At 36.8% G+C, this 13843-nt stretch carries 14 protein-coding genes; 13 read left to right on the forward strand and 1 reads right to left on the reverse strand.

Annotated features, from left to right (window positions below; genetic code table 11):
• From lhaT to JMM81_RS02745, 3 genes are all read left to right on the forward strand, one after another.
• Complete coding sequence (gene lhaT / locus JMM81_RS02735) at positions 1 to 597, forward strand: lipoprotein heptaprenylglyceryl N-acetyltransferase LhaT (RefSeq protein WP_256239961.1); 597 nt, start codon at positions 1 to 3, stop codon at positions 595 to 597.
• Positions 598 to 656: 59 nt separating this feature from the next.
• Positions 657 to 1442, forward strand: coding sequence for a sporulation protein YpjB (gene ypjB, locus JMM81_RS02740; protein WP_256239962.1), 786 nt, complete (start codon positions 657 to 659; stop codon positions 1440 to 1442).
• A gap of 94 nt (positions 1443 to 1536) precedes the next feature.
• A complete protein-coding gene (locus tag JMM81_RS02745; RefSeq protein ID WP_256239963.1) occupies positions 1537 to 2214 on the forward strand; it encodes a zinc metallopeptidase in 678 nt (225 codons plus the stop codon).
• A gap of 52 nt (positions 2215 to 2266) precedes the next feature.
• On the opposite strand, the gene JMM81_RS02750 is transcribed toward JMM81_RS02745, so the two are convergent.
• Positions 2267 to 3139 (reverse strand): YitT family protein, encoded by an 873-nt coding sequence (locus tag JMM81_RS02750; protein WP_256239964.1) that lies wholly within the window; start codon positions 3137 to 3139, stop codon positions 2267 to 2269.
• A gap of 181 nt (positions 3140 to 3320) precedes the next feature.
• On the opposite strand from JMM81_RS02750, the gene JMM81_RS02755 reads away from it, so the two are divergent.
• The 10 genes from JMM81_RS02755 to dinG all read left to right on the forward strand — a co-directional run bounded on the left by JMM81_RS02755 (position 3321) and on the right by dinG (position 13702).
• On the forward strand, positions 3321 to 3653 hold the full coding sequence (locus JMM81_RS02755) for a nucleotide pyrophosphohydrolase (RefSeq protein ID WP_256239965.1): 333 nt from the start codon (positions 3321 to 3323) through the stop codon (positions 3651 to 3653).
• 13 nt (positions 3654 to 3666) lie between these two features.
• Positions 3667 to 4467, forward strand: coding sequence for a 4-hydroxy-tetrahydrodipicolinate reductase (gene dapB / locus JMM81_RS02760; RefSeq protein WP_256239967.1), 801 nt, complete (start codon positions 3667 to 3669; stop codon positions 4465 to 4467).
• 15 nt (positions 4468 to 4482) lie between these two features.
• Entirely contained in the window at positions 4483 to 4911 is a 429-nt protein-coding gene (gene mgsA, locus JMM81_RS02765; protein WP_256239968.1) for a methylglyoxal synthase, read from the forward strand.
• 110 nt (positions 4912 to 5021) lie between these two features.
• Positions 5022 to 6167, forward strand: coding sequence for an N-acetyl-alpha-D-glucosaminyl L-malate synthase BshA (gene bshA, locus JMM81_RS02770; RefSeq protein ID WP_256239969.1), 1146 nt, complete (start codon positions 5022 to 5024; stop codon positions 6165 to 6167).
• Entirely contained in the window at positions 6164 to 7363 is a 1200-nt protein-coding gene (locus tag JMM81_RS02775) for a CCA tRNA nucleotidyltransferase (protein WP_256239970.1), read from the forward strand. Before bshA ends, JMM81_RS02775 begins: the two co-directional genes overlap by 4 nt.
• Positions 7348 to 8331 carry a biotin--[acetyl-CoA-carboxylase] ligase gene (locus JMM81_RS02780; protein ID WP_256239971.1) on the forward strand — a complete coding sequence of 328 codons (984 nt, stop codon included), beginning with the start codon at positions 7348 to 7350 and terminating at the stop codon, positions 8329 to 8331. The genes JMM81_RS02775 and JMM81_RS02780 overlap by 16 nt, the downstream gene beginning before the upstream one ends.
• 265 nt (positions 8332 to 8596) lie before the next feature.
• Positions 8597 to 9433: a 3-methyl-2-oxobutanoate hydroxymethyltransferase gene (panB, locus tag JMM81_RS02785; protein ID WP_256239972.1), complete on the forward strand. Its 837-nt coding sequence runs from the start codon at positions 8597 to 8599 to the stop codon at positions 9431 to 9433.
• On the forward strand, positions 9430 to 10293 hold the full coding sequence (panC, locus tag JMM81_RS02790; RefSeq protein ID WP_256239973.1) for a pantoate--beta-alanine ligase: 864 nt from the start codon (positions 9430 to 9432) through the stop codon (positions 10291 to 10293). The genes panB and panC overlap by 4 nt, the downstream gene beginning before the upstream one ends.
• Before the next feature lie 11 nt (positions 10294 to 10304).
• Positions 10305 to 10688 (forward strand): aspartate 1-decarboxylase, encoded by a 384-nt coding sequence (gene panD / locus JMM81_RS02795; RefSeq protein WP_256239974.1) that lies wholly within the window; start codon positions 10305 to 10307, stop codon positions 10686 to 10688.
• Between the two features lie 218 nt (positions 10689 to 10906).
• On the forward strand, positions 10907 to 13702 hold the full coding sequence (gene dinG, locus JMM81_RS02800; RefSeq protein ID WP_256239975.1) for an ATP-dependent DNA helicase DinG: 2796 nt from the start codon (positions 10907 to 10909) through the stop codon (positions 13700 to 13702).
• Positions 13703 to 13843 lie beyond the last annotated feature (141 nt).

Below are 13843 nucleotides of genomic sequence, written 5' to 3' on the forward strand. Positions count from 1 at the left end.
ATGAAGTGGTTGTATCCCATTTTAGGCAATCGTCATTTTTTGTTATTGCTATTGATAATCAACTTTTTTGGCACTATTTACGGTTATATTTGGTATAAACGGCAATTAGTAGACACTCCTGCTATTTTCCTCCCATTTGTCCCAGATAGTCCGACTGCTAGCTTATTTTTCGTTTTAGTGCTAGTGGCTTTTTTAATGGGAAAAAACTGGCCATTGTTAGAAGCACTGGCTGTTGTTACGTTGTTTAAGTATGGTACTTGGGCTGTTGTCATGAACTTTCTTGTTTATCTTCAGACAGGGGAGCTGAACTTTGCTGGCTGGATGCTTATTTTTTCCCATGCAGGGATGGCCATACAGGGGATTTTATATGCACCTTTTTATCGGTTTAAGCTGTGGCATCTTGTTGTGACTGGGATTTGGACATTACATAATGATGTTATTGATTATGTATTCTTTATGCTTCCGCGCTACAGTATGCTCGATCAATTTACTCCGCAAATTGGCTATTTTACCTTTTGGTTAAGCATCGCTTCTTTACTAATAGCGTATTCCTTGTGTTTAAAAAAAGGTCGTTATGAACTAAGGATTAAGCGATAATTATTGGTCTAACCTTGTCCAGTTTCTCATACATTGATACTAATGGAGGGGGGACAAGCATGAAATCCAAGCAATGGATGATGGTTTTGATATGTTTTCTATTAATACCTACTATTGTTTTTGCTGATGAAGAAACGTCGCCGATTGATCAGCTTAACTATTTATCTGATGAGGCGCTTCAATTAACAAAATCACATAGATATGAAGATGCTAAAAAAATATTGGACACCTTTTCTGATAAATTTTCAACTGTAACTGTGAAGGAACGCACCTTTTCGATGGATGAGTTGAGAATTGTGAGCATTGCCCACAATGACGCTGTGGAGGCTACAACAAATGCAACTATGAATCCTGAGCAACGAATTAACCAAGTGACGAAATTCCGACTTGTTATTGATGCCATTTCTTCAACTAAACAGCCTCTTTGGACTGAAATGGAGGTGCCGATGTTATCCGTTTTTAATGAGGCGAAGGAGGCTGTTTTGAATGGAGAGAAAGAATCCTTTCACGAAAACCTCAATACATTTTTAGCCTTATATGAAATTGTTTATCCAAGTATGAAGATAGACGTTTCGGTGGAAAGAATTCAAAAACTTGATACAAGAGTTCATTTTGCTGATCATTACCGGGAAAAGGTGTTGACAGAACAAGACGCAAGGCAGACGTTTCTTAATATTGAAACGGAATTGCAGACTATTTTTGAGGATCTAACAGAGGACGAAGCAGATCCTTCACTGTGGTGGGTGATTATTTCAACAGGGAGTATCATTATTCTCACCTTATCCTATGTTGGTTGGAGAAAATATAAAGGAGAGAGAGAGAAAGGTAAAAACCCTTCCAGATAAATCATATGGTTTATTAATCAGCTAAATGTTTGACATGTCTGGCTAATACCTTTTACAATATAAGTAACAATTTGATGGATGGATGGAGGAGACAATGATTTACTTAATCTATTTTGCGATTATCATTATCATTCCGATTTGGGCGCAAATACGAGTGAAAAAAACATATAAGAAATATTCAAATATTGCCTCGTCATCTAATATGAGGGGTGCTGAAGTAGCACGAAAAATTCTTGATCAAAATGGACTTTACAATGTGAATATTGAAGAAGCTCATGGCGTACTATCTGACCATTATGATCCAAGAACCAAAACAGTTCGATTATCATCTGATAATTATCATGGACATTCGGTAGCAGCAGCAGCAGTTTCAGCTCACGAAGTGGGGCATGCTATTCAAGATAAAGAGGCATATAGTTTTATGCGTCTACGTCACACTCTTGTTCCAGTAGCGAATATCGGTTCGAATTTTTCGTGGGTTTTAATTATTATCGGAATGCTTGCTGGTATGGCTAACTTTGTATTGATTGGTATCATGTTTATGTTAGCGGCTGTTTTATTTCAACTTGTTACGCTTCCAGTTGAATTCAATGCTTCGAGTCGTGCAATGGAGCAATGTGTATCACTTGGGATTATTCGAAATGATGAAGAACGGGAAACAAAAAAGGTGTTAAGTGCAGCAGCCTTAACTTATGTGGCAGCAGCGGCCATTGCTGTTTTAGAATTACTACGTCTAGTGTTAATCTATACAGGAATGCAAAGTGATGATTAAAAAGGGTTTTAGACTTCTGTCTAAACCCTTTTTTACATGTTTTTTCTTTTTATTATTGCATAATGGGTCTTTTGTTTTCGTCAAGAGTGAACCCTTCACCAAGCACGTCGTGGACGATGGTAACAGATACGAAGGCATTAGGGTCTACAGAAGTGATGACGCCTTTTAAGCGAACAAGTTCATTTTTGGCAACAACGCAATAAAGAACCTCACGATCTTGTTTCGTATACGAACCATAACCCTTTAGAACCGTCACACCTCGTTCCATTTCTTGTAGAATTTTATCAGCGATTTCCTCATTTTGTTCAGAGATGATCATGGCCCCTCTTGCCGAATAAGCTCCTTCTTGCATAAAATCAATCACTCTTGAAGCAATAAAAACAGCAACAAGCGTGTACATAGCTTCTTGATAGGTTAAATAAAAAATTAATGAAACTGTAATCACACAAGCATCAAAAATAAACATCGTTTTTCCCATGCTCCAACCAACATATTTATAAGCGAGACGGGCAATAATATCGACACCCCCGGTAGTCCCACCAAAACGAAAAATGATGCCAAGCCCAATTCCAATGGCACCACCAGCAAATAATGCCGCAAGTGTCATGTCATTATTTAAAGGCATTTCGATTTGGTAACGTTGAAAAATCCAAAGGAAAATGGAAACACTGACTGTACCAATAAGGGTATACAAAAAAACATTTCGTCCAAGTAATTTCCAACCAATAAAAAATAACGGGACGTTTAAAATTAAATTAACATAGGAGGGATCCCAATTAAAAAGGAAAAAGAGGAGTAGAGTAATACCGGTAAAACCACCCTCTGATAGATTGTTTTGCATATTAAAATGAACAATACCAAAAGAAAAGATGCAAGCACCGAAAAGAATAAAAAAGATATTTTTTATTTTTAGCCCATAAACCACTTTATTTCCTCCGCTTCCAAATTTGACCTTGAAATGCCTATAATGATATAAGATGGACCAATTGAAGGTAATCATACGGACGTTTCGAAAAAAATGAAAAACATTTGTAAAAACCGTCTAGTTTAGCTAACATGAAAGAAGAAATTCAATTTCATCATATTGTTTGTTAGAGGTGGATGTTATGTCAAATGATAAGACGTTGAAAGAATTACAAAAGGAAGTTGATGAGTACATAAGCCAGTACAAGGAAGGTTATTTCAGTCCACTGGCCTTAACCGCAAGAATGACAGAAGAATTAGGTGAATTGGCACGAGAGGTCAATCATTATTATGGTGAAAAACCAAAAAAGTCGACCGAGGATGAAAAAACGATTGAGGAAGAACTAGGGGATGTATTGTTTGTTCTTATTTGTTTTGCGAACTCCTTACATATTGATCTTGAAGAAGCTCATAATCGAGTAATGAAAAAATTTAATACAAGAGATAAAGATCGCTGGACAAAAATTGAAGAATAAGAGGGGATTAAAAATGGAAAAAACAAAAATAGTCATTGCAGGACCGAGAGGAAGAATGGGCTTAGAAGCAGTAAAGTTAGTCGAGAGAATAGACAACTATGAGTTAGTTGCAGTGGTCGATCATAAGCATGGTGGTAAGCGATTAAATGAATTAGAAGGTATATCATCTTTACCGGTAATGATTTATGATAATATTGCGACCTGTTTAACTGAAGTAACAGCAGATGTGTTAATTGATTTAACTACTCCTGAAGTAGGAATGTATCATACAAAAACAGCACTAGAATTTGGTGTGCGACCTGTTGTTGGTACCACTGGTTTTACAAAGGAAAACTTACAAGATCTTGAAGTGTTATGTCAACAAAAAGAACGTGGCTGCATCATCGCACCTAATTTTGCTTTAGGGGCTGTTATGATGATGAAGTTCTCTCAATTAGCAGGGCGATATTTCCAAGATGTTGAAATTATTGAATTACATCATGATCAAAAATTGGATGCTCCTTCAGGAACAGCTGTTAAAACAGCTGAAATGATTGCTGAAGTAAGAGAAGAAAAAATACAGGGACATCCAAGTGAAAAAGAAACGATTCAAGGTGCGCGAGGAGCAGACTATAACGGAATGCATATCCACTCTGTTCGGTTACCAGGATTAATTGCCCATCAGCAGGTTATGTTTGGTGCAGATGGACAAACCTTGACGATTCGTCATGATTCTTATAATCGAGCCTCTTTTATGTCAGGAGTTAAGCTTGCTATTGATACAGTTATGAACATAGATACTCTTGTATACGGATTAGAAAATATTATTGAATAAAGCGAGGAAGATAAAATGAATATAGCATTGATAGCCCATGATAGGAAAAAGGATGATATGGTTCGTTTTGTAACTGCTTATAAATTTATTTTAGAGGATCATACATTACATGCAACTGGTACTACAGGTCTTAAAATTATGGAGGCAACGGGACTTTCTATCCATCGTTTTCAATCTGGGCCACTGGGTGGAGATCAAGAAATAGGTGCCTTAATTGCAAATAACAAGATGGATATGGTTATCTTTTTCCGTGATCCGTTAACGGCTCAACCTCACGAACCAGATGTAACGGCATTAATTCGTTTATGTGATGTTTACGCAGTACCACTTGCAACGAATATGGGAACAGGTGAGGTACTTATCAGAGGCTTAGAGCGTGGTGATTTCTCTTGGCGTAATATTGTTAGAGGAAAAACAAGTACAAACATTGTGTCAGAACCATGAACAAAGTGATCAATGTATTGAATTGGGTTAGGAGAACACGAGTGAATGGTATATTTCAAATATAAAAAAGAAGCTGACAGTGAATTTCGATATATTAGGAGAAGACTGTGATGAAAACAAAATTAAAAATTGGCATCACTTGTTACCCAACTGTTGGTGGTTCAGGTATTGTGGCAACAGAATTAGGAAAAATGCTGGCGGAAAAAGGGCATGAAATCCACTTTATCTCATCAAGTGTGCCTTTTCGATTAAAGAAAATGTATCATAATATTTACTATCATCAAGTTGAAGTGAATCAATATTCTGTTTTCCAATATCCACCTTACGATATTGCACTCGCTAGTAAAATTGCGGAAGTGATTAAACGAGAAAATCTTGATTTACTACATGTTCATTATGCAATTCCCCATGCTATATGTGCTATTTTGGCTAAACAAATGGCAAGGAAAGATGTTAAAATTGTGACTACTTTACACGGTACAGATATTACCGTACTCGGCTATGATGCGTCTTTATCAGATGCTATTCGATTTGGGATTGAAGAATCTGACGTTGTCACTGCTGTATCTCATTCATTAATTGCTGAAACCTATGATGTAATCAAACCTAAGAAGAAAATTGAAACGGTATATAATTTCGTTGATGAACGGGTTTATCATAAAATCCCATCCCATCATTTAAAACAAGAATATGAAATTATGCCTAATGAAAAGGTCATTATTCATGTTTCTAATTTTCGTAGTGTGAAGCGGGTACCGGATGTGGTGAAATCATTTGCTAATATTGTTGCTAAAATACCGGCTAAATTATTACTCGTTGGAGATGGACCAGAAATTTCAATTGTTAGCCAACTTGTTGAAGAATTACATATACGAGATCATGTCTTGTTTCTTGGGAAGCAGGAAAACTTAGAAGAACTCTATTCTATTAGTGATCTTATGCTTCTTTTATCAGAAAAAGAAAGCTTTGGACTCGTGGCTCTTGAAGCAATGGCTTGTGGGGTTCCATGTATTGGTACAAATGTTGGTGGCATTCCTGAAGTGATTATAGATGGGGAAAGTGGCTTTATTTGTGATTTAGGCGATACTGAGGGTGTTGCAGACAAAGCCATACATCTCTTAAGTGATGAACAATTACATCAGCGATTTTCTCAACATTCCACTCATATCGTAAACGAGCATTTTCATGGAGAAAAAATCGTTCAACAGTATGAACAAATTTACTATCAACTTATGAAACGCGGTGAAAAGGGATGATGCCCATATTTAAAAGAGCCATCCCTCTTTTAGAAAAAATTGAAGAAGTTGGTTTTGAAGCCTATTTTGTTGGTGGTTGTGTTCGGGATTACATACTGAAAAAAAAGATTGCGGATGTTGATATTGCTACATCCGCAACACCACAAGAGATCAAAAGTATTTTTTCAAAAACAATTGATGTGGGGATTGAACATGGGACGGTTGTTGTCATATGGAATAAGGAAACGTATGAACTAACAACCTTTCGTTCCGATGGAGATTATACAGATTTTCGCCGACCATCTGAAGTGATGTTTATTCGTTCTTTACAAGAGGATTTAAAACGGCGTGATTTTACGATGAATAGTATGGCCATGAATAAAGAAGGAAAAATAATTGATCCATTTTCTGGGCAAGAGGCGATTAGAAATAGATTAATTGAAACGGTTGGTTCCGCTAAAGAACGTTTTCATGAAGATGCACTACGGATGATGAGGGCTGTTAGATTTGTTAGTCAATTATCATTTACAATTGCAAATGAGACACAAAAGGCATTAAAAACAAATGCCTCTCTTCTAGAAAAAATTGCGACGGAAAGAAAAACAATCGAATTCGAGAAATTACTTCAAGGTGAAAATCGAAAGCAGGCCTTTCAACTCTTACTTGATACGGAGTTATTTTTGTTTTTACCAGGGCTTATGAAGCATGAACAAGCATTAAGACAACTCATACAGTACCATATCGAATCACTATCTACAGTTGAGGTGTGGTCCCTACTTCTTTATTTAATGGATATGAAACAAGATAAGGTTGAATTATTTTTAAGGAAATGGACATTACCTGTAAAAAAAATAAAACAAATTACATCGATCCTAAGTTGGTTGCAAGTGAGGCTTTGCTCTGAGTGGCAGACGGAAACATTGTATAGAGCTGGACTTGAAAATGTTCTACATACTGAAATATTATTTAATACGATTTCCCATCGACCAGTCCACCAATCCATATCGGAATTAAAAGAAAAATATCACCGTCTCGTAATAAAAGACCGTCATGAACTCGCCGTTAGTGGTCGTGATTTAATGGTCTGGGATAATCAAGAAGGCGGTCCGTGGATAAAGGTAAAACTTGCTACTATAGAAAAAGCCGTTTTAACAGGTCAAGTAAGCAATGAAAAAGAAAAAATAAGGGAGTGGCTGCAAACATGCAATCAGAGCTAAGGAAACGATTGCTTGATGCATTTACCGATAGCGAGAAAGAGTTTTTGTCAGGTCAGCATTTAGCAGAGTTAATTGGATGCACAAGAACAGCTGTCTGGAAACATATTGAGGTGCTGCGCAAAGAGGGATATGAACTAGAAGCAGTAAGACGAAAAGGTTATCGGATTGTAAAGGTACCTGAGAAAATTACGGCTAACGAAGTTCGTCTTGGGTTGACGACGAAACGTCTTGGCCAACATATTCACTATGAAGAAAGTGTTGATTCTACACAAAAAATCGCTCTTCGGCTAAGTCTTGATGGTGCTCCTGAAGGGACGGTCGTGATTGCAGAAGAACAAACAGCAGGAAGAGGGAGAATGGAGCGCTCTTGGCATTCACCGAAATATACAGGTGTATGGATGAGCGTTATTTTACGCCCGAATCTTGTGCCACAGAAAGCACCTCAGTTAACTTTGGTTGTGGCAGTGGCTGTTGTCCAAGCAATTGAAGAATTAACGACACTACACCCACAAATTAAATGGCCAAATGATCTGTTAATTAATGGTAAGAAAATGACGGGAATACTGACTGAGCTACAGGCTGAAAGTGATCGAATCAATTCTGTTATTATTGGGGTTGGAATGAATGTCAATCAAGAGAAAGCGTCCTATCCAGAGGATCTTCGTTCGATTGCTACTTCCCTGCTGATGGAAACAGGAATGAAAGTCAATCGTGCCGAGTTGATTCAACATGTGCTTTCAAAACTCGAACACCTTTATGACCTATACTTACAAGAGGGTTTCTATCCAATTAAAATTTTATGGGAAAGTTATGCTATAAGCATTGGCAAAATGATTAAAGCTAGAATGTTGCAAGGTAATATTTATGGAAAAGCAGTAGGTATAACGGATGATGGTGTTCTAATGGTGGAAGATGAACAAGGGAAAATCCATTTTATTTATTCCGCTGATATTGAGTTACAAGATTAATATTTCTAATTATTTAGAAATTTAAACTTTATTATAGCCAAAAATTCTTTTAATCTGTTATAATTTCTTTCATGGGCGGTATCATTATTGTGAACTGCACCACTGTAACAAAATTGAATCAATAAGAATATCTGCCTAGATCCAAAAATATGGACCAGGACAGAGGGATAAGACACGTGAACCGAAATCCAAATCCTTCTGCGCTGTAGAAGGATTTTTTATGCTATAAAACGTCTTTTACCTCTTCCTAACTGGAGGAAATGGAATGAAACAAACAACTGATTTTTTTAAAATGAAAAAAAATGGAGAACCGATTGCGATGTTAACGGCTTATGATTATCCATCAGCGAAGCATGCACAACAAGCAGAATCTGATATTATTCTTGTGGGTGATTCACTTGGAATGGTAGTACTTGGATACGATTCAACCATTCCGGTTACTGTGGAAGAGATGATGCATCATACAAAAGCGGTAAAAAGGGGTGCGAAAGAAACCTTTATTGTCGTTGATCTTCCATTCATGAGCTATCATTTATCTATTCGTGATACGCTTTTAGCTGGGGCAAAAATGATGCAAGAAGCAGGAGCACATGCTGTGAAAGTGGAAGGAGCGGATGGCGTACTTGATCATATTTCTGCCTTAACCAATGCTGGAATCCCAGTTTGTGCTCATCTTGGTTTAACACCACAATCTGTTGCCGTATTAGGTGGTTATAAGGTACAGGGAAAAAGTGCGGATGCCGCTAGAAAACTAATTGAAGATGCAAAAAAATGTGAAGAAGCAGGAGCTTTTATGATTGTGCTTGAGTGTGTACCTAAACAATTGGCATCCAAAATAAGCAACTTGCTATCAATACCTACTATTGGGATTGGTGGAGGAGATGGGACAGATGGGCAAGTACTTGTCTATCATGATGTTGTGGGCTATGGTGTTGAACGGGTTGCCAAATTTGTTAAACAATATGGTTCAATCGATGGAACGATTGTTGCTGGTTTAAAACAATATGTGAGTGAGGTAAAAACAAGAGAGTTTCCGTCTGATCAGTATAGCTTCACAATGAAAGAGGAAGAACTACACTCACTTTATGGAGGAAAAGCATGAAAGCCATTGCAACAAAAGTCATCACAACAATAGTAGAATTACAAGAAGTTATTAAAGCTGAAAAATCAGCACAAAAAACAATTGGTTTTGTACCGACAATGGGATATCTTCATGAAGGTCATGTTGCGTTATTAACGAATGCACGTCAAGAGAATGATATCGTTGTTCTCAGCGTGTTTGTCAATCCTTTGCAATTTGGACCTAAGGAAGATTTATCTAGTTATCCACGTGATTTTGATCATGATCAAAAAGTGGCAGAAGAAGCAGGGGTTGATATTATTTTTTATCCTTCTGTTACTGAAATGTACCCAAATGAACTTTCAGTGACGGTTCAAGTCAACAAACGGACAGATGTCCTTTGTGGAAGTTCTCGTCCAGGTCATTTTGATGGAGTCGCAACTGTATTGACGAAACTTTTTCATCTTATACAACCTGATCATGCGTATTTTGGAAAAAAAGATGCGCAGCAACTTGCCGTTATTGATGGGCTTGTGAAAGATTTTAATTTTCCATTACAAGTTGTACCTGTGGATACAGTTCGTGAACAAGATGGATTGGCGAAAAGTTCGAGGAATGTTTATTTATCAACTGAAGAGCGTGATCAAGCGCCTGCTTTATATCATAGTCTCAAAATGGGTGTAGATATGATTGAAGCTGGGGAAGAGGATCCAGAAAAAATTATTTCTAGTATTAAAAACAAGATACAAACTGAAACATCTGGAATCATTGATTATGTGAGCGTATTGACCTATCCGGGACTAGAAAAAGTAGATCAGATTACAGGGAGTTATATCATTGCCTTAGCAGTTAAATTTAAGAAAGCACGTTTAATCGATAATGTGATTTTAACGGAGGAATAGGAGGAAACAACATGTTTCGCACCATGATGAATGGTAAGATCCATCGAGCAACGGTTACAGAAGCAAATTTAAACTATGTAGGAAGTATTACAATTGATTCGGACATCCTTGATCGTGTTGGAATGATTGCAAATGAAAAGGTGCAAATTGTTAATAATAATAATGGTGCCCGCTTTGAAACGTATATTATTCCAGGTGAACGTGGCTCAGGAACAATTTGTGTAAATGGAGCAGCTTCTCGTCTAGTGCAACCAGGGGATATTGTCATTATTATTTCTTATGCTTTAGTGGCTGAAGAGAAACTAGCAGAGCATTATCCGAAAGTGGCAATTATGGGCGAAGGAAATCAAATCAAAGACTTGATTCATGCTGAGCCAGAAAACACAATCATGTAAATGTAAAAGCTGACTCTACTCTAGGGTCAGCTTTTACATTGGATGTTTTTAATGAAATAATACAATTATTTGTATATCAGATGGTATATTCTATCAATGGGAATGACCTTATATACAAGACTTTTTCTTTTTTGTAAAATATGGTACGGTTTACAAATGATCAGGTAAAACCACATTCTCGTTTAGATCACTGAACGGAATGTTCGAGGTGTTAATAAATGAAAAGTAAATATGTAGTGGTAGATTTAGAAACTACTGGTAATTCAGCAAAAAAGGGAGATAAAATTATTCAATTTGCGGCGGTTGTGATTGAAAATGATCAAATTGTCGATCAATTTTCTTCTTTGCTCTGTCCCGGAAAGCCTATTCCTATTTTTATTGAAGAATTAACAGGTCTTACAGATGAGATGGTGAAAGGTGCACCTCTATTTGCTGAAATTGCACCAAAAGTGATAGAAATGCTTGATGGAGCTTGTTTTGTTGCTCATAATGTTTTGTTTGATTTATCTTTCCTACAAGAAGAATTAATCATGGCAGGGTTTGAAGGCTTTTATGGATCGGTACTAGATACGGTTGAAATGGCTAGAATCTTATTTCCATCAAGTGATAGCTATAAACTTTCAGACCTTGCTACTCAAGAAGGGGTAAATCATGAGAGACCCCATCAAGCTGACAGCGACGCATATGCAACAGGTGAACTTTTACTGATTCTCTTTGCACGATTGAGAGAGCTACCGTTTAAGACAATCAAGAAACTTTATAAATTATCAGACGGTTTAAAAGGTGATTTGAATGAGGTTTTGGAAGAGCTTTTAAAGGATAAGGAGCGCAAAATTGAAGAACTCTCTCTCCAGCTGGAAGAGTACCATGGTGTCTATATCAAAAAGTCTCAAGAAAACGATCAACTAGAAGAATCACAAGAAATCGCCTACCCAACGGATGAAAAGGATAAAGAACAATTACTAAGTAATGCTTATACGAATTATGAAAAGCGCAGTGGGCAGTTTCGAATGATGGATATTGTCCATCGTTCTTTTCAAAATGAACACCATGCAATGATCGAAGCTGGGACAGGTGTTGGAAAGTCCCTGGCCTACTTACTGCCTGCTGTATATACAGCTGTTTCTAATAATGAGCCTGTCGTTATTAGTACATATACAACTCAACTTCAAGAACAATTGCTGCAAAAAGATATTCCTATATTAAAAAGAGCCGTCCAATTTCCCTTCACAACGGTCTTAATGAAAGGAAAGAGCCATTATATCAGTCTTGATAAGTTTGTGCATTCCTTAAGAGAAACAGATGATAATTACGATACCATTTTAACGAAAATGCAAATCTTGGTTTGGTTAACAGAAACAACAACTGGTGATCGTGATGAACTCAACTTATCGAGCGGAGGTCAGCTGTTTTGGCATAAAATCAAACATGATGAGAATACTTTTGGGCGAGATTTTTCTTCAAGAGAACATGATTACTATTTAAAAACAAGAAATGATGGTAAAAAGGCGGACTTAATCATTACGAATCATAGTTTATTGCTTTCAGATCTTGTTGCAGACCGACCAATTCTCCCACCGTCCGATTACATTATTATAGATGAAGGTCATCATTTTGAAAAAGTGGCAGGGCAATATTTTGGTAGCAAAATTGACTATGCCACAACCCGTTTTCTACTTCAGAAAATGGGTATATATGAACAGAAACAGCTTGCGTATAAACTAGAAAAGGAACTTGAAGAAAAAGGTGTTAATGGGATAGATTTATCAGATTCATTTCAACTGAACGGATTAATGGGAGAGTTATTAGTTGAAATGGATGAATTGTTCAAGACCATCGCATTAATAGCGAAAAAGAAAGTGAAAAATAAGAGTCAAAGTCGAATTAAGTGTTCATTAGCTTTTGATATGACAAAGGAATTAAAGGCATTGAAAGCGGTAGCAGAACGATTTTTATTTTTGTTAACAGATTATAGGAAGGCTATTACTATTCGTTACGAATTTTTACTAGATAAAATGGATAAGAATAGCAATAAGCAGCAAACTGTAATGAGTGATGTAGCTTCATGGTTAGAAGATGTTGAAAAAATAGTAGGATCTATTAGGAGAGTTTTATTGCAGCCGGAAACCGAAGATGTTTCTTGGATTGAAATTGATACACGTGTATGGCAAAACAAAACAACCGTGTATTCACAGCCTGTTTCAATTTCAACTCAATTAAATGATCGATTATTTCAGCAAAAAAAGAGTGTTGTTTTGACGTCAGCCACCTTATCTGTTAAGGGATCGTTTCAATACACGATGAATAGCCTTGGATTACAAACAGCAACGTGCTATTTTGAACAAATTCCATCTCCGTTTCATTATGATCAGCAAGTACAGTTGGTCATATCGAATGATTTACCGGAAATTAATACAGTCTCCCTTCAAGACTATATAGCTGAAATAGGCGAACATATTATTTCAATTGCAGAAGCGACAAAAGGTCGTCTGCTTATCCTATTTACGTCGTATGACATGCTTCGAAGAACCTATGAGTTGATAAAAGAAAGTGGTTTTTTACAAGACTATTCTCTATTAGCTCAAGGAATTACGGGTGGAAGTAGAACAAGGCTGGTGAGGAATTTTCAACGCTTTGAAAAGGCGATCCTACTTGGAACAAGTAGTTTTTGGGAAGGAATCGATATTCCTGGTGAAGATCTTTCCTGTCTAGTGATGGTTAGACTTCCATTTTCTCCACCTGATGAACCATTGACTGAAGAGAAATGCTTGGAAATAAAAAAAAGCGGTGGAAATCCTTTTTATGATTACTCTCTGCCTGAAGCAGTGATCCGTTTTAAACAGGGATTCGGTCGGCTTATAAGAACGAAGAATGATAAGGGCGTTATGATCATTTTTGATCGTCGAATTGTCTCTACACAATATGGCAAGGTATTTCTAGAGTCTTTACCTACAATTCATGTAAAAGAAATGAACATTGATAAAACCGTTGATCTCATTAACAAATGGCTATGATCAAAAAAGGCTGCTTCGGTCGCAGCCCAGAGACGGTTTGAACTAGAATATATTTTAATGAAAAACTTGAACTAAATTGCTTATAAGCTGTTATAATAATGTTTAAGACTATTCTGTTTCGTTATTTTACCCTTCATAAAG

Source organism: Bacillus sp. V3B (assembly GCF_024494465.1).
In the GTDB taxonomy this organism is placed as follows: Bacteria; Bacillota; Bacilli; order Bacillales; family Cytobacillaceae; genus Bacillus_BD.

What these genes read in the sequence shown, in the direction of transcription:
- JMM81_RS02755 (WP_256239965.1), top strand. Translation starts at nt 3,321, where the DNA reads ATGTCAAATGATAAGACGTTGAAAGAATTACAAAAGGAAGTTGATGAG.
- lhaT (WP_256239961.1), top strand. Translation starts at nt 1, where the DNA reads ATGAAGTGGTTGTATCCCATTTTAGGCAATCGTCATTTTTTGTTATTG.
- dapB (WP_256239967.1), top strand. Translation starts at nt 3,667, where the DNA reads ATGGAAAAAACAAAAATAGTCATTGCAGGACCGAGAGGAAGAATGGGC.
- panC (WP_256239973.1), top strand. Translation starts at nt 9,430, where the DNA reads ATGAAAGCCATTGCAACAAAAGTCATCACAACAATAGTAGAATTACAA.
- JMM81_RS02780 (WP_256239971.1), top strand. Translation starts at nt 7,348, where the DNA reads ATGCAATCAGAGCTAAGGAAACGATTGCTTGATGCATTTACCGATAGC.
- panB (WP_256239972.1), top strand. Translation starts at nt 8,597, where the DNA reads ATGAAACAAACAACTGATTTTTTTAAAATGAAAAAAAATGGAGAACCG.
- JMM81_RS02745 (WP_256239963.1), top strand. Translation starts at nt 1,537, where the DNA reads ATGATTTACTTAATCTATTTTGCGATTATCATTATCATTCCGATTTGG.
- panD (WP_256239974.1), top strand. Translation starts at nt 10,305, where the DNA reads ATGTTTCGCACCATGATGAATGGTAAGATCCATCGAGCAACGGTTACA.
- JMM81_RS02775 (WP_256239970.1), top strand. Translation starts at nt 6,164, where the DNA reads ATGATGCCCATATTTAAAAGAGCCATCCCTCTTTTAGAAAAAATTGAA.
- ypjB (WP_256239962.1), top strand. Translation starts at nt 657, where the DNA reads ATGAAATCCAAGCAATGGATGATGGTTTTGATATGTTTTCTATTAATA.
- bshA (WP_256239969.1), top strand. Translation starts at nt 5,022, where the DNA reads ATGAAAACAAAATTAAAAATTGGCATCACTTGTTACCCAACTGTTGGT.
- dinG (WP_256239975.1), top strand. Translation starts at nt 10,907, where the DNA reads ATGAAAAGTAAATATGTAGTGGTAGATTTAGAAACTACTGGTAATTCA.
- mgsA (WP_256239968.1), top strand. Translation starts at nt 4,483, where the DNA reads ATGAATATAGCATTGATAGCCCATGATAGGAAAAAGGATGATATGGTT.